The organism is Agromyces sp. S2-1-8 (assembly GCF_021129215.1).
In the GTDB taxonomy this organism is placed as follows: domain Bacteria; phylum Actinomycetota; class Actinomycetes; order Actinomycetales; family Microbacteriaceae; genus Agromyces; species Agromyces chromiiresistens.
In genome coordinates this window covers 254,938-278,500 of the sequence record NZ_JAJOLP010000001.1, presented here as the reverse complement: position 1 = coordinate 278,500, position 23,563 = coordinate 254,938, and the positions used below count along the sequence as shown (strand labels likewise).

Annotated in this window: 26 protein-coding genes; 14 read left to right on the top strand and 12 right to left on the bottom strand. The window is 70.1% G+C overall.

What is annotated here, in order from left to right:
- Nucleotides 1-7: 7 nt before the first annotated feature.
- Genes LR269_RS01245 through LR269_RS01210 form a run of 9 tightly spaced genes read left to right on the top strand, consistent with a single transcriptional unit; the run spans nt 8 to nt 7,025 of the window.
- Nucleotides 8-430: a hypothetical protein gene (locus LR269_RS01245; protein ID WP_231428897.1), complete on the top strand. Its 423-nt coding sequence runs from the start codon at nt 8-10 to the stop codon at nt 428-430.
- 2 nt (nt 431-432) lie between these two features.
- Nucleotides 433-834 carry a hypothetical protein gene (locus LR269_RS01240; RefSeq protein WP_231428896.1) on the top strand — a complete coding sequence of 134 codons (402 nt, stop codon included), beginning with the start codon at nt 433-435 and terminating at the stop codon, nt 832-834.
- Nucleotides 835-851: 17 nt separating this feature from the next.
- Nucleotides 852-1,181, top strand: a complete 330-nt coding sequence (locus LR269_RS01235) for a hypothetical protein (RefSeq protein WP_231428895.1) — start codon at nt 852-854, stop codon at nt 1,179-1,181.
- Nucleotides 1,178-1,312, top strand: coding sequence for a hypothetical protein (locus LR269_RS18690; protein ID WP_255679804.1), 135 nt, complete (start codon nt 1,178-1,180; stop codon nt 1,310-1,312). The genes LR269_RS01235 and LR269_RS18690 overlap by 4 nt, the downstream gene beginning before the upstream one ends.
- A 60-nt stretch (nt 1,313-1,372) precedes the next feature.
- A complete protein-coding gene (locus tag LR269_RS01230; RefSeq protein ID WP_231428894.1) occupies nt 1,373-3,583 on the top strand; it encodes a tape measure protein in 2,211 nt (736 codons plus the stop codon).
- Nucleotides 3,580-5,814 carry a hypothetical protein gene (locus LR269_RS01225; protein WP_231428893.1) on the top strand — a complete coding sequence of 745 codons (2,235 nt, stop codon included), beginning with the start codon at nt 3,580-3,582 and terminating at the stop codon, nt 5,812-5,814. The genes LR269_RS01230 and LR269_RS01225 overlap by 4 nt, the downstream gene beginning before the upstream one ends.
- 40 nt (nt 5,815-5,854) lie before the next feature.
- Nucleotides 5,855-6,598, top strand: coding sequence for a peptidoglycan-binding domain-containing protein (locus LR269_RS01220; protein WP_231428892.1), 744 nt, complete (start codon nt 5,855-5,857; stop codon nt 6,596-6,598).
- Nucleotides 6,595-6,804, top strand: a complete 210-nt coding sequence (locus LR269_RS01215; protein WP_231428891.1) for a hypothetical protein — start codon at nt 6,595-6,597, stop codon at nt 6,802-6,804. The genes LR269_RS01220 and LR269_RS01215 overlap by 4 nt, the downstream gene beginning before the upstream one ends.
- 8 nt (nt 6,805-6,812) lie before the next feature.
- Nucleotides 6,813-7,025, top strand: a complete 213-nt coding sequence (locus tag LR269_RS01210) for a hypothetical protein (protein ID WP_231428890.1) — start codon at nt 6,813-6,815, stop codon at nt 7,023-7,025.
- A 62-nt stretch (nt 7,026-7,087) separates the two neighbouring features.
- Here the strand turns inward: LR269_RS01210 and LR269_RS01205 are convergent, their stop codons facing one another.
- The 3 genes from LR269_RS01205 to LR269_RS01195 are packed head-to-tail and all read right to left on the bottom strand — an operon-like array spanning nt 7,088 to nt 8,501.
- On the bottom strand, nt 7,088-7,315 hold the full coding sequence (locus tag LR269_RS01205; protein WP_231428889.1) for a hypothetical protein: 228 nt from the start codon (nt 7,313-7,315) through the stop codon (nt 7,088-7,090).
- Nucleotides 7,316-7,335: 20 nt separating this feature from the next.
- Nucleotides 7,336-8,298, bottom strand: a complete 963-nt coding sequence (locus LR269_RS01200) for a tyrosine-type recombinase/integrase (RefSeq protein ID WP_231432194.1) — start codon at nt 8,296-8,298, stop codon at nt 7,336-7,338.
- Nucleotides 8,247-8,501 carry a hypothetical protein gene (locus LR269_RS01195; RefSeq protein ID WP_231428888.1) on the bottom strand — a complete coding sequence of 85 codons (255 nt, stop codon included), beginning with the start codon at nt 8,499-8,501 and terminating at the stop codon, nt 8,247-8,249. The genes LR269_RS01200 and LR269_RS01195 overlap by 52 nt, the downstream gene beginning before the upstream one ends.
- Before the next feature lie 330 nt (nt 8,502-8,831).
- On the opposite strand from LR269_RS01195, the gene LR269_RS01190 reads away from it, so the two are divergent.
- Nucleotides 8,832-10,274, top strand: a complete 1,443-nt coding sequence (locus tag LR269_RS01190) for an APC family permease (protein WP_231428887.1) — start codon at nt 8,832-8,834, stop codon at nt 10,272-10,274.
- A 111-nt stretch (nt 10,275-10,385) separates the two neighbouring features.
- Here LR269_RS01190 and LR269_RS01185 read toward each other — a convergent pair whose 3' ends face one another.
- The 3 genes from LR269_RS01185 to LR269_RS01175 all read right to left on the bottom strand — a co-directional run bounded on the left by LR269_RS01185 (nt 10,386) and on the right by LR269_RS01175 (nt 13,029).
- The gene (locus tag LR269_RS01185; protein WP_231428886.1) at nt 10,386-11,000 is read right to left on the bottom strand and encodes a DUF305 domain-containing protein; all 615 of its coding nucleotides are present in this window, start codon (nt 10,998-11,000) and stop codon (nt 10,386-10,388) included.
- A 145-nt stretch (nt 11,001-11,145) separates the two neighbouring features.
- Nucleotides 11,146-11,589 (bottom strand): DUF6153 family protein, encoded by a 444-nt coding sequence (locus tag LR269_RS01180; protein WP_231428885.1) that lies wholly within the window; start codon nt 11,587-11,589, stop codon nt 11,146-11,148.
- Nucleotides 11,590-11,814: 225 nt separating this feature from the next.
- Complete coding sequence (locus LR269_RS01175; protein WP_231428884.1) at nt 11,815-13,029, bottom strand: hypothetical protein; 1,215 nt, start codon at nt 13,027-13,029, stop codon at nt 11,815-11,817.
- Nucleotides 13,030-13,117: 88 nt separating this feature from the next.
- Between LR269_RS01175 and LR269_RS01170 the strand changes: the two genes are divergently transcribed.
- Together LR269_RS01170 and LR269_RS01165 are read left to right on the top strand one after the other, a co-directional pair.
- Nucleotides 13,118-13,579, top strand: a complete 462-nt coding sequence (locus LR269_RS01170) for an Hsp20/alpha crystallin family protein (protein WP_231428883.1) — start codon at nt 13,118-13,120, stop codon at nt 13,577-13,579.
- Nucleotides 13,576-13,890 carry a GNAT family N-acetyltransferase gene (locus tag LR269_RS01165; protein WP_231428882.1) on the top strand — a complete coding sequence of 105 codons (315 nt, stop codon included), beginning with the start codon at nt 13,576-13,578 and terminating at the stop codon, nt 13,888-13,890. The genes LR269_RS01170 and LR269_RS01165 overlap by 4 nt, the downstream gene beginning before the upstream one ends.
- 282 nt (nt 13,891-14,172) lie before the next feature.
- Here the strand turns inward: LR269_RS01165 and LR269_RS01160 are convergent, their stop codons facing one another.
- The 4 genes from LR269_RS01160 to LR269_RS01145 all read right to left on the bottom strand — a co-directional run bounded on the left by LR269_RS01160 (nt 14,173) and on the right by LR269_RS01145 (nt 18,937).
- The gene (locus LR269_RS01160) at nt 14,173-15,495 is read right to left on the bottom strand and encodes an APC family permease (RefSeq protein WP_231428881.1); all 1,323 of its coding nucleotides are present in this window, start codon (nt 15,493-15,495) and stop codon (nt 14,173-14,175) included.
- A 33-nt stretch (nt 15,496-15,528) separates the two neighbouring features.
- On the bottom strand, nt 15,529-16,884 hold the full coding sequence (locus LR269_RS01155) for a M20/M25/M40 family metallo-hydrolase (RefSeq protein ID WP_231428880.1): 1,356 nt from the start codon (nt 16,882-16,884) through the stop codon (nt 15,529-15,531).
- An 83-nt stretch (nt 16,885-16,967) separates the two neighbouring features.
- Entirely contained in the window at nt 16,968-18,407 is a 1,440-nt protein-coding gene (locus LR269_RS01150) for an SLC13 family permease (protein ID WP_231428879.1), read from the bottom strand.
- A 92-nt stretch (nt 18,408-18,499) separates the two neighbouring features.
- Nucleotides 18,500-18,937: a MarR family winged helix-turn-helix transcriptional regulator gene (locus LR269_RS01145; RefSeq protein ID WP_231428878.1), complete on the bottom strand. Its 438-nt coding sequence runs from the start codon at nt 18,935-18,937 to the stop codon at nt 18,500-18,502.
- A 286-nt stretch (nt 18,938-19,223) separates the two neighbouring features.
- On the opposite strand from LR269_RS01145, the gene LR269_RS01140 reads away from it, so the two are divergent.
- Together LR269_RS01140 and LR269_RS01135 are read left to right on the top strand one after the other, a co-directional pair.
- Nucleotides 19,224-19,601: a metalloregulator ArsR/SmtB family transcription factor gene (locus LR269_RS01140; protein WP_231428877.1), complete on the top strand. Its 378-nt coding sequence runs from the start codon at nt 19,224-19,226 to the stop codon at nt 19,599-19,601.
- A 77-nt stretch (nt 19,602-19,678) separates the two neighbouring features.
- Entirely contained in the window at nt 19,679-21,295 is a 1,617-nt protein-coding gene (locus LR269_RS01135; protein ID WP_231432192.1) for a SulP family inorganic anion transporter, read from the top strand.
- Nucleotides 21,296-21,572: 277 nt separating this feature from the next.
- Here LR269_RS01135 and LR269_RS01130 read toward each other — a convergent pair whose 3' ends face one another.
- Entirely contained in the window at nt 21,573-22,373 is an 801-nt protein-coding gene (locus LR269_RS01130) for a winged helix-turn-helix domain-containing protein (RefSeq protein ID WP_231428876.1), read from the bottom strand.
- Nucleotides 22,374-22,876: 503 nt separating this feature from the next.
- Nucleotides 22,877-23,509, bottom strand: a complete 633-nt coding sequence (gene upp, locus LR269_RS01125; RefSeq protein WP_231428875.1) for a uracil phosphoribosyltransferase — start codon at nt 23,507-23,509, stop codon at nt 22,877-22,879.
- Nucleotides 23,510-23,563 lie beyond the last annotated feature (54 nt).

The window sequence follows — 23,563 nt, the reverse complement described above, 5'->3', positions numbered from 1 at the left end:
CCAAGCCATGGCTCGCAGCAACCGCATCAAGGGCACCAAACTCGCCCTGACGCTCGGCACGCCCGGCGTCGACTACTGGGGCGACATCACCCAGTACCTGCTCACGAACGAGGAAGCCGACTCGGACGTCACCACGTTCGAGGATGCCGCCGGCGGCGGCTCGCGCGACTACAAGCTCACCGGCGCCGGCGTGCAGTCGACCGACAGCGCGTCGTTCTGGCGCTACGTCTGGGACAACACCGGCGAGGAAGTGCCGTTCACGCTCGCCCCGCACGGCAACGAGGTTCCGAGCGTCGCGCAGCCGCACTTCACCGGCACCGTCAAGATCGGCCCCAAGCCCGACATCGGCGGCGAGGCCGGCACGAGCGCGTTCACGTTCGAATTCGAGTGGGACGTCATCGGCGAGCCCGTTCTGGACGACGGCGCCTGACCATGGCCGACGACGCGGTCGAGATCGTGAACGGCGACGTGCGCCTGCGCGTCACCGGGCTCGGCCGCACCATGCGACAGCTCCAGCGGGCCGGCGCCGACGCGCAGGACATGAAAGACCTCATGCACAAGGTCGGCATGCTCATCGTCGACGCCGCCAACCCGCCCGAGCTGACCGGCCGGCTCGCATCCACCCTGCGAGCCGGCCGGGGCAAGACCAAGTCCGTCGTCCGAGCCGGCGGCGCCCGAGCGCCCTACGCCGGCGTCCGACACTACGGCTGGCCGGCCCGCAACATCGTCGCCGATCCGTTCCTTGACGAGGCACGCGAGCGCCGGCGCGGCGCCGTGCTCGCCGCGCTCGACGCCGGCATCGGCGAAATCCTCACCAAAAACAACCTGAAGTAGCGAAAGCGAGACAAACCATGAGCACCAGCATCGACGTCACGACCCTCACCCTCGGCGAGGTCGCCCGCATCGAGGATCTGTCCGGCCAGAGCATCAGCTCACTCGACGACATCACCGCGCCCAAGGGCAAGGCGCTCGCCGCCCTCGTGCTGATCTTCAAGCGCCGCGAGGAACTCGCCAACGGTCGAACCCCGAAGTTCTCGTGGAACGACGCCCAGTCGCTGACCTACACCGAGGCCGCCGAATTCCTCGGCCTCGACGACGACGAGTCGACCGCCGACGAGACCGCCGGCGAGATCGCCACCGCCGGCGACGTCGAGCCGTTCGAGGTCGCCCCAAAAGCGTGAGGCGCGAGCGTGACGACGACCTCGCCCTGTTCGTCGTCGCGTTCGGCATGAGCCTGACCGACTACTGGTCGCTCACGCTCGGGCAACGCGAGGCAATCATCCGAGCGCACAACCAGCGCAACCAGAAATGAACCCCTCGGGGCCGGCTGTCTCGCGCCGGCCCCGAGGCCCACACCGAGGAAAGGGAGAGCATGGCCGGACAGACCGTCATCGTGTCGGTACTCGCCGATACGAAGCCGCTCAAGCGCGGATTCGACAACGCCGGCCGCGACGCCGGCGGGCTGTTCTCGACCCTCGGCAAGATCGGGAAATTCGGCGTCGGCGCCGTCGCCGGCATCGGCGCCGCTGTCGGCGCCCTCGCCCTGAAAGGCGGCATCAGCCGTGCGCTGAACATCGAGGATGCTCGCGCCGCGCTCGGCGGGCTCGGCCACGACACCAAGAGCATCGACGCGATCATGAAGTCGGCCCTGCAGTCGGTCAAGGGCACCGCGTTCGGTCTCGGCGACGCCGCGACGATCGCGTCGACCGCCGTCGCGGCCGGCATCCAGCCCGGCGAGAAACTCACCCGGACGCTGACCCTGACCGCGAACGCCGCCGCCCTCGCAAAGGTCGGCCTCGGCGACATGGGTTCGATCCTCAACAAGGTCTGGACGAACGGCAAGGTACAGACCGACGAGCTGAACCAGCTCGCCGATCGAGGCATCCCGATCTGGACGAAGCTTGCCGAGCACTACAAGGTGAACGGCGACGAGCTGCGCAAGATGGTCTCATCGGGCAAGGTCGACGCCGAGACGTTCGCGGCCGTGCTCGAAGGCACCGTCGGCAACGCCGCCGCCGCGATGGGGAACACGACGCGCGGCGCCTGGGCGAACATGGTCGCCGCGTTCTCGCGCGGCGGCGCCGCCCTCATCGGCGGGTCGCTGCCGCTCGTCAAGACCGCGTTCCAGAGCATCACCGGCATCGTCGACTCTGCAACCGCGGCGATTGCGCCCGGCGCCGAACGCATGTGGGGCAGCCTCACCGCGAAGCTGACACCGGTGCTGCAGGGCATCGGCCCGCTGGTGTCCGGGTTCGTCGGCAACCTCAAGTCGATGCTCGGCGGCATCGACCTCGGCCAGATCGCGCAGCTCGCCTCGATGTTCTCGCCGCTCGGCCTCGTGTTCCGCGCGCTCCAGCCGGTCCTGCCGCAGCTCGCTGCCACGTTCGGCCAGCTCGCCGGCGTCATCGGCGGCGTGCTCGCGAAGGTGCTGCCGATCGTCGCGAACCTCGTCGGCCAGCTCGTCAAGATGCTGTCCGGCCACCTGTCCGCGATCCTGCCGATCATCGCCGATCTCGTCATGCAGCTCGCCGGCGTATTCGCCGAGCTGCTGCCGGCGCTCATGCCGATCGTCGAGATCGTCGGCGCCGCACTGTCGACCGTGTTCCGGGCGCTCATGCCGATCATCACCGAGATCGCGGCGACCCTCGGCGGCGTGCTCGGCACCGTCATCAAGGCGCTGACGCCTGTTATCACGATGCTCGCGCAGATCCTCGTCGACGTGCTCAAGGCGCTCATGCCGATCGTGCCGGCCGTACTTCCGCTTATCAAGGCCGTGCTGCAACTGATCTCGCCGCTGCTCAAGCTCATCGGCGCCGCGCTCGAACCGATCATCGGCCTGTTCGCCGCGCTGCTCAAGCCGATCCTCGCCCTGATCTCGCCCCTGCTCAAACTGCTCATGCCCGCGATCGAGGCCGTGACCGGCGTGCTGACCGTCGTCATCGACGTCATCGCCGGCGTGCTCGGCTGGTTCGTCGACCTGATCACCGGCTCGAAGAACGCGAGCAAGGGATTCACGAACGCGTTCAACAGCGTCGCGGGGTTCTTCAGTCAGCTCATGCGCAACGTCGTCGGGTTCTTCAGCAACGGCATCCAGAACATCCTGCACTTCTTCCGCAGCCTGCCCTCGCAGATCTGGAACGCCGTCATCAACCTCTGGAACACCGTCACGAACCTCGGCCGCAACCTCGTGCAGGGTCTCGCGAACGGCATCTGGAACGCGTCGAGCGCCGTCTGGAACGCGATCGGCGGCGTCGTCAACGGCGCGATCGACTGGGCCAAGAGCCTGCTCGGCATCCACTCGCCGTCGCGCGTGTTCCGCAAGATCGGCACCCAGACGATGGACGGCCTCGAGATTGGCCTGTCGAAGCTGTCCGGCGTCAAGCGGGCCATGGGCCGCGTCGCCGACGTCATGAGCGCCGAGTACACGCCGACGGTCGGCATCGCCGGCATCGGCGCCGCCGGCGGGCGCGGCGGGAACACGTACCAAGTCACCGTGCAGGCCGTCGCACCCAACGCCGAAGTCGGCCGCGCCGTCGTCGAGGCAATCGACGAGTTCGAGCGGTTCAACGGAGGCAACCGATGACGATTCACGAACAGGCCGTCGTCGAGTTCCTCGACGTCGAGACGTGGGACAGCGACGCCGGCGCATGGCGCACGCTCGCCGACCGCGTCACGAGCGTCGACATCAAGCGCGGCGCCGGCCGGTCGGGCGCCGCGAACAAGATGGAAGTCGGCACCCTGACCGCCCGCCTCGTCGGCGACATCGACCTCGCCGACGACGCCTCGCTGCGCCCGAACTCGCCATGCCGTGTCGTCATGCGCGACGCACGCCCCGGCGCGTCGTCCCTCGTGTGGGCGCCGTGGACAAACCTGCCCGGCATCGTGTCCAGCGGCGGCACCGTCACCGAGTCCGGCGAGCCCGGAACCGGCGCCTACGAAGTCCGCTGCACGATGCCCGGCGGCGGCTCGGGTGTCTTCCAGTCGACCCTCGCTATCGCCGTGTTCGCATTCGACCCGCCGATGATCCCCGGCCGACGCTACCGCGCAGCCGCGCGCGCCCGGTATCGCTCGCTGGAACTCGCAAGCCCGCTCCAGATCACCGTGCTCTACGGCACGCCGATCGCGCTCGGCGCACCGCAGCTCCAGCCCGGCTCAGAGTTCGTCGACCTGCCGCCGTTCGAGTTCACCGCGCCCGACGTGCTGCCCGACAGCAACCCGCAGCTTTCGATCCGCACGACGGTGCAGATCGACCGCGCCGTCGCCGGCAACTATTTCGACATCGAGGTCGCTGACTTCCGACTCGAAATGCTGCCCGAGCCGAACACGCCGCTGATCACCGCCACGATCGCCGACGCGCAACAGAGCCACGTGCTCGACAAGGAAACGAACAAGCTCACCACGTTCACGACGATCGTTGCAGCCGACGCGGTCGCCGAGCATGCGGCCACGCCCCGGTTCGGCGCCGTCGCCGGCAACGGGCTCGGCCACGAGCCGTGGGCCGAGCGGATCACGCGGCTCGCCGGCTCGGCTGTCGCGCCGACCGCGCCGCCGACAGCCGACCGCGAACTGATCATCTACAACGGCCCCGCCGTCGCCGGCCTCGTCGGCTGGTCCCGCTACAAGGATGACCCGCTGTTTACCAACACGCTCGTCGAGGCGAACGGGGTGCTGACGCACACGTTCCAGCGTGTGGGTACATCGGGCGCAATCCTGCCGTTCTGGCAGGCGCCCTATCGCACGTTCTCCCAGCTGCGCCCAGGGCGAACCTACCGCGTCGAGGCGATGGGACGAATGCTTGAGAACGTCGGCGGCATGACCGGCGTCAACCAGTGGCGCCTCGAAGTCGCCGGCATCGCGAACGGCGCAACGGCCACGGTCAGCAGTGCCGGCTACGTCGCGATCCCCGCCTTGCAGTTCGTCGCCACCGGCACCGCCCACCAGATCCGGTTCGCGATCCCCGGCGGCTTCACAACGCCGTCCGGCTCGGCCACCCGCCGATTCAAGATCGCCCTGACCTCGATCAGAGTCATCGAGGTCGCCCGCCCCGACGACTACCGGCTGCGCGATGTCGTCTACGAATCGACGCTGGCGAATCATTTCGATCTCGCCTGCAACAGCGTCGGCGCCCGCTGGTGGGTCGACGCGTTCGGCGTGACCCAGTTCCGCCGCGCCCTCGACGACCAGCAGCCCGTCGCCCGGTTCAGCGACGCGAGCACGCCGGGCGCCCTGCACTACGTCGACGTCGACACCGGGTTCGACACCCGGTCGACCGTCACCGCGCTGACGCTCAAGCAGCACGGCCGCAAGGCCGACCCCGACAACCCCGGCAGCTTCATCGCCGACGACGCCGACGCCGCGTTCGTCGACGAGACTGCCGCGAACCGTTGGGGTGCCCGAGCCGACAGCCTCGACACCTGCCTCTGGCTCGGCGCCGGCCACGAGAACGACCTACTGCAGCGCGCCGGCGAGATCTTCACCCAGACGGCCCGACCCCGATACGCGATCCCTCGCATCCGCTGGAACGCGCAAGAGAACGTCGCAGCCGCCGCCCAGCTCGACATCTACGACCGCGTCGACGTCGAGTTCACCCGGCGCAGCATCGCGCAGCGCGCCCGCGTCGCCGGCCTCACGCACAAGATCACCCCGACCCGCTGGATCGTCGAGATCGCCCTGACCGACATCACGACCGGCCCCACATTCGACGAGTTCAACGCCGCATGGAGCGGCGTCACGTTCGACCAGCTCAACGCCGCAATCGCCGGCAAGACATTCAACGAGCTCAACAAGAGCCCGACCGCGAACGCGCCCGCCTGACCCCGCCACCTGCCCGAGATCCGACCGAAGGAGAACCCCGATGAGAACCGCAACCGAAGCCCTCGACTGGGCCGAGGCCCACCCGAACCGCGACGGCAAGACGTGGTCGCAATGGTGCCAGAGCTTCATCGTGCGCGCCCTCGACCTCGACGCCGCCGGCGACGCGAACGTCGCCTGCAAGGCATCCACCATCGCCGGCACCAACCCCGCCGACGCGCCCGCCGGCGCCCTGCACTGGTGGCTCAACGACGGCGAGACCTCGGGTCACGTCGGCATCAGCCTCGGCGGCGCCGAAGTGCTCATGACCGACGCGCCGACCGCCGACCAGTGGGCCGGTCACAACACGGTCGGCGTCACGACCGTCGCCCGGTACAACGCGAAGCAGAACGGCTACAAGTACGTCGGCTGGTCGCGCGACATGGCCGGCCAGCAGCTCAAGCTCACCGCCGCACCGAAGCCGCTGCCCGCTGGCAAGCTGCCGAAGACGACGACCGAGCAGGACGGCGCGCCCGGCCTCGTGTTCTGGGCACGCTTCCAGCTTTGGGCCGCACGGCAGGGCTACGTCGGCCCGCGCGACGGCAAGCCCGGCCCGAACACATGGAAGGCCGCGCAGCTCGCGCTGCGCCAGTTCGGCTACACCGGCCCGGCCGACGGCAAGCCCGGCGTGAACACGTACAAGGCGCTCCAGCGCCTCGCAGCTCGCTACGGCTACGCCGGCCCCATCGACGGCGTTCCCGGCCCGAACACGTGGCGCGGCGTCGCCCGCTTCCTGAACACGCTGTGACCGACGCCGTCGTCATCGCGGTGCTGGCATTCGTCGGCGTGCTCGGCTCGGCGTTCATCGCCGGCGGAATCACGCTCTCGATCGCGCTCGCTCGCTGGCACCGCGACAACCGGCTGTTGTGGCTCTGGAATCGGCAGCTCGTCGATCACATCTATCACGGCTCACCGCCACCACCACCGCCCGCACCGCCGGGTCTGTTCGAATAGGAGAAGGAATGGCAACCAGCATCAACCCGAAGGTCAACGCCGCTGCCGGCGGCGCGGCCGTCGCCGCCGCCGTCACCACGATCGGCGCGTGGGCGCTTCGGCAGTTCGCCGGCGTCGAGCTGCCCGCCGACGTGCAGGGCGCCGTGACGATCGTGCTTGCCGCCGTGGGCGCGTGGGCGGCCGGCTACGCCAAGAGCGACGGCCGGCACGCCGCCGAGTAGGCACACGAAAGGGCCGGCCTTGTCTCTGGGGGGAAGGCCGGCCCTTTCGTCGTGCTCGCAGCTCAGGCGGTCGCTCGCCGGCCCCACCGCTGCTGTGCGGCCTGCCGGCTCGTGCCGGTCGCGGCGGCGATTGCCGCCCACGAGCGACCCAGCTCGCGCTGCCCGTCGACGGCGGCGCCGATCGCCTCGTCGAGCACGCCCGACAACTCGATCAGGGCGCGCAGCTCAGGCTCGTCACCGTCTGCTGCCCGCCTGCCGCCGGCCTTGATCATGCGGCGCAACATCGCCATGTATTCGGGAGTCTCGACACTCATACCGCTTCCAATCCGTTCCGTCGATTCACTGTCAAGGGGCCGTTGACACCCGCAGCCCGGTAGACCGTGCCCCGCAGGCGTTCGTCACCGAGCAGCACGTAGCGCTGAGTCGTCGCCGGCGACGCATGGCCGAGTAGCCGCTGCACCGTCAACGTGTCGCCCTCGATCTCATGCGCCCTCGTGGCGAAGCTGTGCCGCAGCGCATGGAGAGTCCAGGGCGACGGCAGGACATCGACGGCCAGCTCGCCGACCCGCCGCGCAGACAGGTGCCCGTCGATGTCGCCGGGGAAAGCCCACCCTGTGCCGAGCGCCCGAAGGTCGAGCGCGAGCCTCGGCGTGAGCGGCACCGTGCGCAGCTTGTTGCCCTTGCCATGCACGAGCAACGACCAGCCGACGAAGTCTTGGGAGAGGTCGTCCGAGTGGATGAGCGAGATCTCGCCGCGCCGTAACCCAGCATCGTGAGCCAGTCGAAGGATCAGCGTCGTGCGGTCATCCGCTCGTCGCAGCGCCGACTGGTACACGGCATCGGGCATCGGTCGAGGCGCCGGCGGCGAGGCCTTCACCCTCGGCAGGGCGCGCTTGGCGATGTTCTGCCGGCATCGCTTGGTTGCTTTGCCCCACTTCCAGAACTCGCGGAATGCCGAGTACCGCCCGCGCCGGGTTTCCTGCGCCCAGTCCTGCGCGCCGGCGTATTCGAGCAGCTCGTGGGGGGTCAGCTCCCACGGCCCGACCGCGACACGGCGCGCGAGGTGCTGGAGCTGCTGCCGGCGTGTGTTCGCTGTCGTCGCCGGCTGACCCGACGCGCGCAGCTTGAGCAAGTAGTCATCAATGGCCTTGGCCCAGTTTTCAGAGATCACCTGACCACTCTTGCTCGACGTCGTCGACGACGTCGGCCGGCCCCGGCCGCTCATGCCGGCGTCGTCGTCGACGCGTCGGCGATGAAGCCGCACGACCCGCATGAGACCCACGGCACGACGATCGAAACGACCGTCGACGGGTCGCCCGATAGCCGCCGCCCGGTGAGCGCCTCGACCTCGCCGGCCGTGCGCTCGGCGTCGACGAGCTGCATGACGAGCTGACCGCCGCAGCTCGGGCACGGCCGCAGCGCGCGCAGCTCGAACGCCGTCGACGGCCGGCGTCGCTTCCGCGGCCAGCGCATCATGATCGAACCGCCGCAAGCACCGACAGCACCAGCCAAACCATCACGCTGGCCGCGCGTGCCGGCATTTCGGGCGACTCGCTGACTACAGACCAGAAGGTTGGGGGTTCGAGTCCCTCCGGGCGCACGGAAGAAGGCGGTTCGCAGCTTGCGAGCCGCCTTCACTGTTTTCCGGGAGTGCCCGTGACGTGCTCCGCTGAGAACGCTCACCCGTGGGGGTGATGGACACAGTGGAGGGTTCGTCGCGCTTCGCTGGACACAATGTCGGGGCTCGGCGGTTCGCGATCGGGTAGCGTCACCCTGCTCGACAACGAAGACCCGAGAGGATCGATGATGACCCGAACCGCCACGATGGCGAACCCGACGCTGAAGCGCTCGCTCGGCCTATGGGCGATCGTCGGCCTCGGCCTGGGCTACATGACGCCGATGACCGTCTTCGACACGTTCGGCTACGTCTCGGAGGCGAGCGGTGGTGTCGTGCCGCTCGCGTACCTCGTCGCGCTCGTCGTGATGATCTTCACCGCGATCAGCTACGGGCGAATGACCCGGGTCTATCCGTCGGCCGGGTCGGCGTACACGTACGCCTCGGAGACGATCCACCCCAACGTCGGCTGGATCGTCGGCTGGACGGCCCTGCTCGACTATCTCCTGCTGCCGCTCGTCAACGCGCTGCTCGTGCGCCAGTACCTCGAGTCGTTCTTCCCCGAGGTGCCGGGCTGGATCTGGGTCGTCGGCTACGTCGCGGTGATCACCCTGCTGAACCTCTGGAGCATCAGCTCGACGTCGCGGGTCAACGCGACGCTGCTCATCTTCCAGATCGTGCTCATCGGCGTGTTCATCGTGCTCGCCTGGAACGCCCTGAACCAGGGCGCGGGCAACGGCACGCCGTTCAGCCTCGAGCCGTTCTGGCACGCGAACGTGCAGATCATGGCGGTCGTGAGCGCGGCGACGATCGTGTGCTTCTCATTCATCGGCTTCGACGCGATCACGATGTACACGGAGGAGGCGAAGGACGCGCACACCGTGCCGAAGGCGATCGTGCTCGCCCTCGTGCTCGGCGGGCTCATCTTCTTCACCGCCGCCTGGTTCACCCAGTCGCTCTTCCCGACCGACGCGGGCTTCGAGGGCACGGCCCTGCCCGAGATCGCGAACTCGGTCGGCGGCATCATCTTCCAGATCTTCTTCGTGTCGGCCGCGGTGGCCGCAGCGGTCGCGTCGAGCCTCGCCTCGCACGCGAGCGTCTCGCGCATGATCTACGTCATGGGTCGCAACGGCACCGGGCCGATCTCGCACTTCTTCTCGTTCGTGCACCCGAAGTTCCGCACGCCGGCCGTCGCCGTGATCTTCGTCGGCATCGTCTCGCTCGGCGCCGCCGTCGCCGACCTCGACTTCATCTTCACGCTCATCAACTTCGGCGCGCTCATCGCGTTCACGATCGTGAACCTCACGGTGATCCTGCACTTCGCCGTGCGCAACAAGCAGGTCAAGGGGTTCGCGCAGGTCTTCCGCAACATCGTGCTGCCGCTCATCGGCATCGCCCTCACCGTGCTGCTCTGGCTCAACCTCAGCGGCGACGCGATGCTCTACGGGATGCTCTGGCTGGCGGTCGGCTTCATCGTGCTGGCCTCGATCACCCGCTTCTTCAGCCGCAACCTGCGCATGTCGTTCGAGGAGGACGCGGTCATCGCCGAGGGCGACGAGGGCGAGGCGGCGCTCAACGAGGCCGACCGCGAGGTGCTCCACGAGCAGGAGCAGGGCGGCGAACCGCGCCCCTGACGCGGCACGCCGCCGGGGTGTCCGCCCCCCAGAACGGAAGCGGCCCCGCCCTGTGAGGCGGGGCCGCTTCGACGTTCGAGCGATGGGCGAACGCCGGGGCTCGCGCGCGGGTCAGCCCTCGCCGAGCAGCTCCTGCATCGTCGCGATCTCGTCGGCCTGGGTGTCGGCGATCGCCTGCGCCATCTCGAGGGCGCCGGGGTGCGCCCCGTCGGCGAGCTCGGCCTCGGCCATCTCGATCGCGCCCTCGTGGTGCACGATCATCTGCTCGAGGAACAGGCGGGATGCCTCGTCGCCGGTGGCCTCGGCGAGGGCCGCCATGTCGTCGTCCGACATCATGCCGTCGCCTGACGATCCGTGATCCATGCCGCCGCCGTCGCCGTGGTCCATGCCCGGCATCGCGTCGTCGACGGCGCCCCACTCCTCGAGCCAGGTGTTCAGCTGGTCGATCTCGGGTTGCTGGGCGTCCTTGATCTGCGTCGCGAGGTCGCGCACGGCCGGGTCGATGCCGTCCTTCGCGAGCAGGTCGTCGCTCATCTCGACCGCCTGTTCGTGGTGCGGGATCATCATCCGGGCGAACATCACGTCGGCGTCGTTCGCGGAGCCGGGGTCGGTGCCGGCGCTCGTGCCGGTGCCGCCGCCTGCGGCGGAGCAGGCCGCGAAGGCGAGCGCTGCGGTCGCGGCGATGGCGGCCGCGGCGGCGGCGCGCAGGGTCTGGGTCGTGTTCATGGGTTGCTTCTTCCGTCGGAGTCGTGAGTCGTGGATTCGATGCGATGCGGCTCCCGAGGGGGCGCCGCAGCGGCAGGCGGTGCGGTCGCTCGGCATGCACGGGGTGCACGGGAGGCCGCTTCCGCGGTCGCGGGTCGAGGTCGACTCAGGTCCGACTGATGGAGAGTGCGATGAGGCTCGGTGGTCGCGGCGGTGCGCTGCTCCGCAGCAGCGCACGCGTGTCGTCGACGGCGCGCGCGACGGCCCGGGCCGCTCCGGGGGCGGCGACGATGAGCACGGCGACCGCGGCGACGAGCATGACGCACCCGAGCATCATGAGCGCGCAGTCGCCCAGGTCGGCCGGTGCGTGACCGGCACCCGCGATGGATGCCTCGGGCTCGGCGCGGGCCGCGTGGCGGGCGTCCGTCGCCGGGTTCGCATGGTGTGCGGCGGAGGTCGGCGCGACGTGCGTCGAGTGCTCCGGGCTCGATCCCGTCGCATGCATCGCGAGCAGGCCGACGATGAGGGCCGCCATCGCGACCACGCTCAGGAGCGTCGCCCGCGCGGTGCGCGAGGCCGGCAGTGCCGCACCACGGATCCGGTCGAGCATCGGGCGGTCACCTCCGGAAAGATGGGATACCCCCGTAGTGTATCGAACACGGGATGAGACCGGCTCGACGCGGCCGTCGAGGCCCTCGTCGGCGCCTCGGTCGGCCGATTCCATTCGATCCGTACGATGGCAGCGCCGGAATCTCGCGGTTAGGCTCGTGTGACGTCTGATTCCGGTGAAGGACATCGACCGATGTGGGGTGAACGCGCGGGGACGATCTCCGCCTCATACGGCCGGGCGCTCGCGACTTCTCTCGGAGCGAGCGACCCGGGCGATGCCGACCGTGATCAGCACGGCCGGCCGGTCGCGCTGCCCGCCGCCGGCGACACCGCCGCGGCCTTCGCGGTGCCCCAGGCCCGCTTCGCGTCGATCGTGCGACGCGTCTACGCACTGCTCATCGCGGCTGCCGTCTCGATCGTGCTGTATCGCGCATTCGTGCACGACGCGACGTTCGACGGCGGGGTCCTCGGCCATCGATCGCTCGACCCGGCGGGTCTCGTGCCCGCGATCGCGGGCGGCGCCGCCGTGTGCGCTGCGCTGCTCGTCGCCTCGGCGTCGCGCACGAGCCTGGCGGCGATCGCACACCTGCGGCTGCCGGGCCTCGGCGCGCGTCCGCGGGCGATCGCGAACGGACTCGCCTGGGCGTCGCTCGCCCTGCTCGCCGTGCACTTCACGGCGGCCGCGTTCGACCCCCTGCCGGGCGGGCACGGACTGTACGGGCTGCTGCTCGGTGGCGTCTTCGGCATCGGCACCTACCGACTGCACCGGCACGCGCTCGACCACGAGGCATATCGCACCTTCAACCTCGTCGCCATGCTGCTGGCCGCGGGCAGCCTCGCGAGCATGAGCATCACGCCCACGGGCGACTGGTGGACCCGCAACTTCTCGACCCTGGGCACGTCGAACGACCTCGCCGCGCTGTGCTTCAACGTCGCGGTCGTCGTGTCGGGCGCCGGAATGGCGGGCCTCTCCGGAGCGCTGACCCGCGCACTCGCGGTCGGACGGTTCGGCATCCGTCGTGGCGCCCGCACCACGATGCGGGTGCACATCGGCCTCGTCGGCTTCGGGCTCATGGGCGTCGGCGCCGTGCCGATCGACCGGGTGCCCGTGCTGCACAACGCGTTCGCCCTCCTCGCCGCGGCGGCGTTCGCGTCGCTCTGCCTCGGCACCCGCTGGTACGCGGAGCGCATGCCGCGCGGGTTCGTCTGCTTCTCGTACGTCGCGCTCGCCGTCGAGGTTGCGGCGATGGCGGGCTACGACCTGCTGGGGTGGTTCAACCTGACGGTGTTCGAGATCGTCGCGTTCACGCTCGTCTTCGCATGGTTGATCGCCCTCGTCGCGACCACCTCCGGTCACCGTCACCACGAGCAGCAGGCGGATGCCGCGGGCTCGAGCCGAGGCATCCACCATGTCGCCCGTGGCCGTTCGCTGTCGGCGCACGCCGACCCGGAATCCTCCGCGCGGGCCGGCGTTATGTTCGATAGAGAGTTGAGTCAGATCGACTCAACATCATCGACCAGGAGGAATCATGGCCACCGCCTACGACCCGTTCCGCGACCTCGACCGGGTCGCGTCCGCCCTCTTCGACACCCGGCGCGGCCCGCGCCGCATGCCGATGGATCTCTACCGCGACGGCGACCACTACGTGCTGACCGCCGACCTGCCGGGGATCGACCCCGGCTCGGTCGACATCGACGTCGACGGCCAGCTGCTCACCATCCGAGCCGAGCGCACCCTGACGACCGGCGACGGCGTGAAGTGGATCACGCGCGAGCGCGAGGCCGCCTCGTTCCTGCGGCAGCTCAACCTCGGCCAGGGCGTCGACACCGACCGCATCTCCGCGAGCTACACGAACGGCGTGCTGAGCGTCACGATCCCCGTCAGTGAGAAGGCGAAGCCGCGCAAGATCGCGGTCGAGCAGGGGGATGCCTCGACCACGGCCGTCGACCAGGCGGCCGGCGACGACCGCGTCGAGCCGGTCGAGCAGTGAGCGACGCCCGCGCGGCCGAGCCCGCCGCCCTCGTGGAGATCACTCGCCTCGACGACCGGCAGCGGTACCAGCTGGTCGTCGACGGCGAGCGGGCCGGGTTCGCGCAGTTCCGGCTCGAGCCGGGGGCGATCGTGTTCACCCACACCGTGATCAAGCCCGAGTTCGGGGGCCGCGGCCTCGGCAGTCGCCTCGCGAAGTACGTGCTCGACGACGCGGTCTCCCGTGGCGACCGCATCGTGCCCGAGTGCCCGTTCATCGCGGCGTACCTGCGCGAGCACCCGGGTTACGAGGCATCCGTCGACTGGCCCTGAGCCCGCGAACCGGCCGTCGCCCGCCTGACCGTCGGAATCCCCCCGTTCGGGGCGATGCGGCGTACTCGGGCTGGCGGTTACGATTCGAGCACAACCCGAGTCCGTACCCGACCGGACCGGCCCGTTGCACCTCGACGTGCCGAGCGATCGGAATGTCCCTCTCGACCGCTCGGGTCAAGCTCGCCGAGCTCAGTTCGGGTCGCTCGGCGGGACGGTCTCCATGCGAGACCGCGATGGGGTGGGAGGTAGGGTTCCCACCCCATCGTCGTGCGCGGTCGCGACTCAGCGCGCGGCGGTCGTGCGCCGTTCCGCCGCGGCCTTCCAGGCGAAGTCCACGACCGTGGCGAGCACGATGATCGCGACCAGGGCGATCGCGGTCGCCGGCTCGTTCACGAGCGTCGTCGTGCAGAAGACGACGAATGTGCCGAGCGTCGCGACGAGCGCGATGACGAGCACCACGATGTTCGCACCCGTCTCGCGGTAGATGCGGAAGTGCGCGACCGTCACCGCCGAGAAGACGAGCAGCGCGACCGCGCTGCCGATCGAAGCGATCTTGTTCAGGTCGAACCCGACGACGAGCACGATGGCGAGCACCGCCATCACGATGAGGCCGAACGGGAACCGGGCGAACGACCGGCCGAACACCGGCGGGAACTGCCCGACCGAGGCGAGGTGCTGGGTCATGCCGATCGAGGGGTACAGGCCGGCGTTCACCGCGCCCGTCGTCGAGAACAGCGCCGTGACGACCATCAGCACGTAGCCCGCCTGCCCGAGCGTGGGTTTCGCCGCCTCCGCGAGCGCCGTCGTGCCGTATTCGACGACCTGCTCGGCCGTCAGCGTGCCGAAGACGCCGAGCGAGACGGCGACGTAGATCGTCGTCGCGATCGCGAGTGCGAAGTAGATCGCCTTCGGCAACTGGCGCGACGGGTTCGGCAGGTCCTTCGCGGTGAAGGTGATGACACCGAAGCCGAGGAATGCGAAGAAGGTGAGCGCGACGCTCGCGATGATCTGCTGCAGGCCCGGGTAGCCGGCCGGGTCGAGCAGCGCCGGATCCCAGTTCGCGATCGTCACGGCGGCGAAGACGACGAGGATGGCGAGCACGACGACGACGATGACCGACTGCACCCGCGCGACGACCTGTGAGCCGACCGCGTTCAGGCACGACATGACCACGATGAGCAGTACCCCGAGCGCCTTCGCCCACCCCGGGTCGCCGCCCGCGACCACCGAGCTCGCGTAGCCGCCGAACGACGAGGCGATCATCGCGACGACGATCGACCCGGCCGTGAAGAAGAGCCACGAGCCGATGCCCGTGAGATGGCCCTCGCCGAGCCCCTTCGACAGGTAGGTGAGGATGCCGCCGCCCGACGGGTACTTCGCACCGAGCTTCGCGAACGAGTAGCCCTGCAGGGCGGCGATGATGCCGGCGACGAGGAACGACACCCACACGGCCGAGCCCGCGACGGCGCCGGCGGCGCCGAGCAGCGCGAAGATGCCCGCGCCGACCATCGAGCCGACGCCGATGAAGGTCGCCTGCAGCACCGTCATGCGCTTCTCCGGCACGTTCGCCGGCGGCTGGTCCGGCGTCGGCTCGTCCGCGGTCATGAGAACCCCACCCCTTCTCGGACCCGCCGGTGCTCAGGACCGCGCCGACGCCGCGACACCCCGGATGAAGAGCGTCTGCGCCGCGATCATGCGCTCGATCTCTCCGGGGTCGACCGACTCGTCGGACGCGTGGATGCGGGACTGCGCGGTGTCCTCAGCGCCCCAGAGGATGATCGCCGATCCGGGCGAGACCTTCTGCAGGGAGGCGACGAGCGGGATCGACGCCCCGCTGCCGATGTTCTCGACGGGCGCGCCGTAGGCGTCGGCGAGGGCGCTCTCGGCGGCGACGATCGCCGGATGCGAGGCATCCACCGCGAACGCGTGACCCACCTTCACCTTCTCGACCTCGACCTCGCAGTTCCACGGCCGCTGCGATCGCAGGTGCGACATGAGCGCCTCGAGCTGCGCGTCGCCGTCGGAGCCCGGCACGATGCGCATCGAGAGCTTCGCGGTGACCGAGGGCAGCAGCACGTTCGACGCCTCCGCCGTGTTCGGCAGGTCCATGCCGAGCACCGTCACCGACGGCTTCGCCCAGATGCGGTCGGAGAGCGAACCCGTGCCGAGGAAGTCGACGCCGGGCAGGATCGCCGAGCCCTCGCGGTAGACGTCCTCGTCCATGTCGGCGCCGCTCCACGCCGAGCTGTCGACGCCGGGGACGACCGTGTCGCCGTGCTCGTCGTGCAGGGTGTCGAGGATGCGGATCATCGCCGTCATCGCGTCGGGCGCCGCACCGCCGAACATGCCGGAGTGCACCGGGTTCGCGAGCGTGCGCACCGTCACGGTGCACGCGACATCGCCGCGGAGCGCGGTCGTGAGCCCGGGGCGGCCCACCTTCTGCGGGCCGATGTCGCCGATGACGTAGGCGTCGGCCGCGAACAGCTCGGGGTTCGCCTCGACGAAGCCCTCGAGATGCGAGATGGTCTCCTCCTCGCCCTCGACGAGGATCTTGATGCGGCACGGCCGGTCGGGCCCGATGAGCTTCAGCGTGCCGTAGTGGATGACGAGGCCCGACTTGTCGTCGGCCGCGCCGCGACCGTAGATGCGGCCGTCGGCCTTCGTCACGGGCTCGAACGGCGTGCTCGACCAGCCCTGGCTCTCGGGCGCCGGCTGCACGTCGTAGTGCGCGTAGAGCAGCACGGTCGGCGAGCCCTCCGGCCCGGGCAGGTCGGCGTAGACGCACGGGTAGCCGCCGGGCACGTCGAGGAGGCGCACGCCCTCGGCGCCGACCGCCTCGAACAGCTCGACCACGGCCTCGCCCATGCGGTGCACGGGTTCGGGGTCGAATCCCGGGAAGGCCACGGACGGGATGCGCACGAGGGCCTCGAGCCGTTCGATCACCTCGGGCATGAGGTCGGCGGCGGCACGCTTCAGGTCGTCGGTGTCTGGCATGGTCTCTCCTTCGATGGACGCTTCTGACGGAAGTCCGAGGTGTGCCGAACGGAGCGGGGCAGCTCGCGGTGCGCGACGTCGGGTCAGGCCGGGACGACGAGCTGGATCAGCAGGCCGGCGAGCACGACGGCGACCCACGACACCAGCATCGGGATCGTGAACGAGTGCCAGACCGGCACCTGGGTGAGCTTCGTCGACCCGGTGAGGTCGGTCTCGACCGCGGCGATCTGCGAGCCGTTGGCCGGGAAGAGCCAGACGCCGATGAGCGACGGCCACATCGCCGTGATGATGCCCGGGGCCAGCCCGGCGGCCAGCGCGATCGGGATCATCGTGTTCGTCGTCGCCGACTGGCTCGTCGTCAGGCCGCAGACGATGAAGAGGGCGACCGCGAGCAGCAGCGGGTTGGCCTCGATCATCGCGCCGAGCGGCTCGATGATCGTCTCCTCGTTCGCCGAGATGAACGTGTCGGCCATCCACGCGATACCGAAGAGCGCGACGGCCGCGACGAAGCCGGCCTTGAGCAGCGGCTGTTCGACGACCGCCGACGGCTTGACCTTGCGCACGAGGATGATGACCAGGGCGACCGTGAACATGATCATCTCGATGACGGTCGACATGCCGATGGGCTCGAGGTTCCCCTCCTCGTCGGGGAACGCGGGGCGGAGCCCCGGGAACAGCCCGAGCAGCACGATGAGCATCGTGCCGGCGACGAAGATCCACGCCGAGATCGCGCCGCCCGGGGGCACGGGGTGCTCGATGCGCACGGGCTTCGCGTCACCGGGTGCCGCGGCCGAGGCATCCGACCCGCCGGTCTTCACGGCCGTGGCCGTCGTGCCGGAGCCGGCCTTCGCCGCGTAGCGGGCCTTCAGCGCCTCGGGGACCTCGACGGTGCCCGCCTCGACGCGCTTGAGGAACACCGGGTCGTCGAGCAGGTCCTTGCCGACCCGCTGCTGCACGATCGACGTCACGATGCACGCGACGATCGCGGCCGGGACCGTGATGAGCAGGATCTGCGGCAGGCCGTAGCCCGTGCCGTCCATGAGCACGAGGTAGGCGGCCATGGCCGCCGACACCGGGCTCGCGGTGATGCCGAGTCCCGAGGTGACCGTCGACGACGCGAGCGCCCGCTCGGGTCGCTGCCCGTTGCGGTACGCCGTCTCGTAGATCACCGGGATCAGGGCGAAGAAGATGTTCGACGTGCCCGAGAGCACCGTGAACACGAACGCGACGAGCGGCGCGACGTAGGTGAGCCGCTTCGGGTTCGCCTGGATGATCTTCGACGCGATCGCGACGAGGTAGTCGATGCCGCCCGCCGCCTGCATCGCCGACGACGCAGTGATCACCGCGATGATGATGAAGAAGGCGTCGACCGGGATCGAGCCCGGCGGCAGTTGGAAGACGAACACCAGGATGACCGTGCCGACGACGCCCCAGAGCCCGAGGCCGAGGCCCCCGGTCCGGACGCCGAGCACGATGGCCCCGATGACGACGCAGGCTTGCAGAACGACGAGCGCGATCTCCATGGCGGCCTCCCCAAGCCCCGACCCCTGGACTTCTTCTTGAGGCTGAGAGTATTGCTCGAAGGCGCCCTGCGTCTAGTCCCGTTCGGGGGGCGCTACTGCGGGTCGGCCCGCAGCCGGTTGCAGAGCTCGGTGAGGGTGTGCAGCTCGTCGTCGGAGAGCGCGTCGCCGAACTGCCGGTTGATGGCGTCCATGTGCGAGATCGCGACGCGGCGGAACAGGGCGAACCCCTCTTCGGTGATGCCGACGATCGTGCCGCGCCCGTCGGCGGGGTCGGGTGCCTTCGTGACGCAGCCGCGCGCGGCCAGACGGTCGACGAGTCGGCTCACGCTCGGCTGCGTGATGAGGACGCTGCGGTTGAGGTCTTTCAGGCGCAGTCGCCGACCGGGTGCGCGCGAGATGTTGAACAGCACGTCGTACTCGTTGAGCGAGATCACGTCGCTCGGGAACTCGGCCGCGAGCGCTCGCATGATGGTCACCTGTGCACGGAAGAGCGACTCCCACGCCGCGACGGTGGTCGCGCGATCGGCCATGCCGGCCCCCTTCGTCGATCGGACGCATCCAACAATAGGGAACCGCGAGAGGCGGCGCAGGAGGGAACGGTTGAGGGCCGGTCGTAGAGGCTGACGACCGGCCCTCGCCCTTGCACCAAGAGTGTCCTGCAATCACATTCCGCGCCGTCCGCCACAGCAAACAGCCGGCGCACTTCCGAATATATAACGGATCGGTAACAGGCGCTAGTTATCGTTCTGTGATTCTTCCGAGAGCCGATTCCAGCGGGATGATGGATTCATCAATCCATCAAACGAAGGATGTCTCGTGCCGCACCCCGACGCCCACCGGCCGCTCTACGAGGTGAAGGCGAACCTCTTCAAGGGGCTCGCGCATCCCCTGCGGGTGCGAGTGCTCGAGGTGCTCTCGGCCAGCCCCGAGGCATCCGTCTCGGAGCTGCTCGACGCCACCGGCCTCGAGGCCTCGCACCTCTCGCAGCACCTCGCCGTGCTCAAGCGCAACCTGCTCGTGGTCGCCGAGCGCCGCGGCAACCAGGTGTTCTACCGGCTCGCCTACCCGCAGGTCGCCGACCTGCTGCGCGTCGCCCGGGCGCTGCTCGGCGAGATCCTGCAGACGACCGAGCGGCAGCTCATCGAGCGCACCGGGCTGCCCGAGATCCCGCCCGCCGCGGTCGTGGGCTCGTGACCGGGTCGACGCCGGCGGCCGCCGAGCGCACGGCACGCACCGGCGCCCTCGCCCGCCTCGGGCGTGCGGCGCTCGCGCTGCTGCCGAGCCCGGCCGACTACCGCGACCTCCGCCGCACCTGGCGGGGCGACGTGATCGCGGGCATCACGGTCGGGATCGTCGCGCTGCCGCTCGCGCTCGCGTTCGGCGTCAGCTCGGGCGCCGGGGCCGAGGCGGGCCTCGTCACCGCGATCGTCGCGGGCATCGTGGCGGCGGTGTTCGGCGGCTCGAACGTGCAGGTGTCGGGGCCGACCGGTGCGATGGTCGTCGTGCTCGCCCCCATCGTCGCGTCGCACGGCGCCGGCGTGCTCGCGCTCGTGGGCGTGCTCGCCGGAGTGATCGTCGTCGTGGCCGGCGTGCTGCGGCTCGGCCGTGCGGTGAGCTACATCCCGTGGCCGGTCATCGAGGGGTTCACGCTCGGGATCGCGATCATCATCTTCCTGCAGCAGGTGCCGGCCGCGGTCGGCTCGGCGCCCGGCGAGAGCACGAACGCCGCGGTCGCGGCCGTGCAGTCGCTCGCGGCGGTCGAATGGCCGGATGCCGCGTGGTCGATCGGCATCGTCGCGGTCGTCGCCGCGATCATGCTCGTCGCACCGCGGCTGCATCCGAAGCTGCCCGGCTCGATCATCGCGATCATCGTCGTGAGCGCCGTCGCCGTGCTCGTGCAGGCCCCCGTCGCCACGATCGGCGAACTGCCCGCAGGGCTGCCGGCGCCGGCGCTGCCGACGGCCGACTGGGCGGCCATGAGCGGGCTCGCAGGTGCGGCGCTCACGGTGGCCGCCCTCGCGGCCATCGAGTCGCTGCTCTCGGCGCGCGTCGCGGCGTCGATCTCCGACACCGGCCCGTACGACGCCGACCGCGAGCTCGTCGGGCAGGGGCTCGCCTCGGTCGCGGCCGGGCTCTTCGGCGGCATGCCGGCCACCGGGGCGATCGCACGCACGGCCGTCAACGTGCGCTCGGGCGGACGCACACGGCTCGCCGCTGTGGTGCACGCGCTGCTGCTGCTCGCGATCGTGCTCGTCGGGGGCGCGGTCGTCGCCGTCATCCCGCTCGCGGCGCTCGCCGGGGTGCTGATGGTCACGGCGACCCGCATGATCTCGTTCGCGACGGTGCGCACCGTGCTCGGCTCGACCCGGTCGGATGCGGTCGTGTTCGTCGTCACGGCCGTCATCACGGTGAGCTTCGACCTCATCTACGCCGTGCTCATCGGCATCGCCGTCGCGGCGTTCTTCGCGCTGCGCGCACTGTCGCGCTCGAGCGGCGTGCACCGCGAGGAGCTGCCGCCGCCGGCCGAGCCCGGCGACGAGCGCATCGCCCTGTTCCGGCTCGAGGGCGCCCTCTTCTTCGGCGCGGCCGAGCGCATGCTCGAACGCGTCGGCGACATCCGCGGCATCGAGGTCGTGATCATCCGCATGTCGCAGCTGCAGCTGCTCGACGCCACGGGCGCCCAGGTCATCACCGAGCTCATCACGGCGCTCGAGCGCCGTGGGGTCACGGTGCTCGTGAAGGGCATCCGCGCCGATCACCTCGGCGTCGCGACGCGGGTCGGCGTCGTGTCGTCGCTGCGTCACCAGAACCACCTGTTCGACGACCTCGGCCTCGCGGTCGCGCACGCCCGCAGCCACGTCGCGCGGGCGCACCCGGTGGCCGAGTAGCGCGCGACGAAGGATCATGCGTCTCGAGACGGGTGATCGGCCACCGGAGGGGCACTCGCGCGCAACTTGCAGGATGAGCCGGCCGGCGCCGCCCTATCCGGGCTTGCCGGATGGAATGTCCTGCAATCGCGTGCGAGACACGGCTGGCGGAGTGCCTGCCGTGCGGCATCCGGCTGCGACTTGCAGGATGAGCCGGCTGGTACCGCCGTATTCGAGCCCGCTCGACGCCTGATCCTGCACATGCGGTGCGCGAGCTCGCCTCGGCACCGCAGGGCGCTCAGTAGAGGTCGGGCGACGGCGTCGAAGCCTGGCGGATGGAGACGTCCGCGTGACGGTCGAAGCGGTAGCCGACGCCGCGCACGGTGCGCACGATGTCCTGGTAGTGGGCGAGCTTCGAGCGCAGGCGCCGCACGTGCACGTCGATCGTGCGCTCGCTCGGCGCCTCGTCGTCGGCGTCCCACAGGTTCTCGATGAGCTCGTGGCGGTCGATCGTGCGGCCCTCGCGCAGCACGAGGTACTGCAGCAGCTCGAACTCCTTGTAGGTGAGGCCGGCGGCCTCGCCGTCGAGCAGCACGCGCTTGCGCGAGATGTCGATGATGACGCCGTTCGGGTGACGGTCGGCGTCGTTGCGGGTGCCCTTGCCCTCGCGCTGCTTCGCGAGGGCGGCCGGGTCCTGCAGGGCGAGGCGCACGACGTCGACGTCGCGGCCGCCGGCGCCCTCGGGGGCGAGGGCCACGGCGGCGTAGGTCTCCGACGACGGGGCGACCTCGGCGGTCAGGGCGCGGAGCGCCTCGACGATGCGGTGGAGCGTGGTGCCGTCTTCGGCGGCCTTTGCCTCGTCGATGCCGACGTAGAGCACGAAGCCGCGGGCCTCGGTGCCTTCGGGCACGGCGCGGACCCGGGGTGCGGCGGGCGTCGCGGCGGCGGGCCGGGCGACGGCGGCGGCCTCGGCGGCGACGGCCGAGGAGAGCGAGCGGAGCGGCGCCGCCGACGGGGCGGCGGAGAGCGACGGGGCCGTGCGGGCCTGCACCGGGCGGACGGCCGGGGCGACGGGAGCGGTGGCGAGTGCGAGAGACATGACGGGAATCCTTGTGAGTCGAAGGGTGCTGCAGACGACCCCGATCTGCGGGGTCGGAAACGAGAGGCCGATACGGCCGGCGAACCCCCGAGAGCCGGTGGGTTCAGTGGAGTCCGTGCCGACCTGGATGCGGGTCGGCTGCGGAACTCGGCGGTCGAGTCGCGGTCAGCGGCACATTCGACAACACATGGGCGCACGCGCCGACATCATGATGCCGGTCGTCCTGTTCACCTCGCGGGTGGTCAGGGTGCGTGCGTTGTCAGTCATGGGTGCGAGTAAATCCGAGAGTCGAGCGTGTGTCAATTCGTGACCCCCGGATGACGGGGTGTGACGTCGCAGCGGGTGCGCGTCAGCGCGAGGCATCCGGAGGATTCAGACGGCCGGATGCCTCGCGTGAAAGAATCTGCGACGAATAGCGAATCTGTAAAATCTTCGTCAAGGGAGCTGCGCCACGGCGCGGCGGACCTCGCAGATCCTTCGAGCCGGTGGAATCGGCGGTGCGCTTATACCGTGCCGTAGAGGCGGTCGCCCGCGTCGCCGAGGCCGGGCACGATGAAGCCGTGCTCGTTGAGGCGCTCGTCGATCGCGCCGAGCACGAGCGAGACCTCGCGCCCGTGCAGCGCCTTCTCGACCGCAGCGAGCCCCTCGGGCGTCGCGAGGATGCAGATCGCGGTCACGTCGGTCGCGCCGCGCGCGAGCAGGAACTCGATCGCGGCGCTGAGCGAGCCGCCCGTCGCGAGCATCGGGTCGAGCACGAAGCACTGGCGGTCGGAGAGGTCGTCGGGCAGCCGCTCGGCGTACGTCGTCGGCTGCAGGGTCTCTTCGTCGCGGGCCATGCCGAGGAAGCCGACCTCGGCGCTCGGCAGGAGCTTCACCATGCCCTCGAGCATGCCGAGACCCGCGCGCAGGATCGGCACGATGAGCGGCTTCGGGTCGGCGATGCGCACGCCCGTGGTCGGGGCGACCGGGGTCACGATGTCGACCGGCTCGACCCGGACGCCGCGGGTGCCCTCGTACGCGAGCAGGGTCATGAGCTCTTCGACGAGCGAGCGGAACACCGGCGACGGCGTGTTCTCGTCGCGGAGCACCGTCAGTTTGTGGGTGATGAGCGGGTGGTCGGCAACGTGGACTCGCATAGGCTCGATTCTAGGTTGCGGGGGTCTTCTTCCGTCAGGGGAGTTCGGCGAAGG

What these genes read in the sequence shown, in the direction of transcription:
- LR269_RS01245 (WP_231428897.1), top strand. Translation starts at nt 8, where the DNA reads ATGGCTCGCAGCAACCGCATCAAGGGCACCAAACTCGCCCTGACGCTC.
- LR269_RS01240 (WP_231428896.1), top strand. Translation starts at nt 433, where the DNA reads ATGGCCGACGACGCGGTCGAGATCGTGAACGGCGACGTGCGCCTGCGC.
- LR269_RS01235 (WP_231428895.1), top strand. Translation starts at nt 852, where the DNA reads ATGAGCACCAGCATCGACGTCACGACCCTCACCCTCGGCGAGGTCGCC.
- LR269_RS01230 (WP_231428894.1), top strand. Translation starts at nt 1,373, where the DNA reads ATGGCCGGACAGACCGTCATCGTGTCGGTACTCGCCGATACGAAGCCG.
- LR269_RS01225 (WP_231428893.1), top strand. Translation starts at nt 3,580, where the DNA reads ATGACGATTCACGAACAGGCCGTCGTCGAGTTCCTCGACGTCGAGACG.
- LR269_RS01220 (WP_231428892.1), top strand. Translation starts at nt 5,855, where the DNA reads ATGAGAACCGCAACCGAAGCCCTCGACTGGGCCGAGGCCCACCCGAAC.
- LR269_RS01210 (WP_231428890.1), top strand. Translation starts at nt 6,813, where the DNA reads ATGGCAACCAGCATCAACCCGAAGGTCAACGCCGCTGCCGGCGGCGCG.
- LR269_RS01205 (WP_231428889.1), bottom strand. Translation starts at nt 7,315, where the DNA reads ATGGCGATGTTGCGCCGCATGATCAAGGCCGGCGGCAGGCGGGCAGCA.
- LR269_RS01200 (WP_231432194.1), bottom strand. Translation starts at nt 8,298, where the DNA reads ATGCGGGTCGTGCGGCTTCATCGCCGACGCGTCGACGACGACGCCGGC.
- LR269_RS01195 (WP_231428888.1), bottom strand. Translation starts at nt 8,501, where the DNA reads ATGATGCGCTGGCCGCGGAAGCGACGCCGGCCGTCGACGGCGTTCGAG.
- LR269_RS01190 (WP_231428887.1), top strand. Translation starts at nt 8,832, where the DNA reads ATGACCCGAACCGCCACGATGGCGAACCCGACGCTGAAGCGCTCGCTC.
- LR269_RS01185 (WP_231428886.1), bottom strand. Translation starts at nt 11,000, where the DNA reads ATGAACACGACCCAGACCCTGCGCGCCGCCGCCGCGGCCGCCATCGCC.
- LR269_RS01180 (WP_231428885.1), bottom strand. Translation starts at nt 11,589, where the DNA reads ATGCTCGACCGGATCCGTGGTGCGGCACTGCCGGCCTCGCGCACCGCG.
- LR269_RS01170 (WP_231428883.1), top strand. Translation starts at nt 13,118, where the DNA reads ATGGCCACCGCCTACGACCCGTTCCGCGACCTCGACCGGGTCGCGTCC.
- LR269_RS01160 (WP_231428881.1), bottom strand. Translation starts at nt 15,495, where the DNA reads ATGACCGCGGACGAGCCGACGCCGGACCAGCCGCCGGCGAACGTGCCG.
- LR269_RS01155 (WP_231428880.1), bottom strand. Translation starts at nt 16,884, where the DNA reads ATGCCAGACACCGACGACCTGAAGCGTGCCGCCGCCGACCTCATGCCC.
- LR269_RS01150 (WP_231428879.1), bottom strand. Translation starts at nt 18,407, where the DNA reads ATGGAGATCGCGCTCGTCGTTCTGCAAGCCTGCGTCGTCATCGGGGCC.
- LR269_RS01145 (WP_231428878.1), bottom strand. Translation starts at nt 18,937, where the DNA reads ATGGCCGATCGCGCGACCACCGTCGCGGCGTGGGAGTCGCTCTTCCGT.
- LR269_RS01130 (WP_231428876.1), bottom strand. Translation starts at nt 22,373, where the DNA reads ATGTCTCTCGCACTCGCCACCGCTCCCGTCGCCCCGGCCGTCCGCCCG.
- upp (WP_231428875.1), bottom strand. Translation starts at nt 23,509, where the DNA reads ATGCGAGTCCACGTTGCCGACCACCCGCTCATCACCCACAAACTGACG.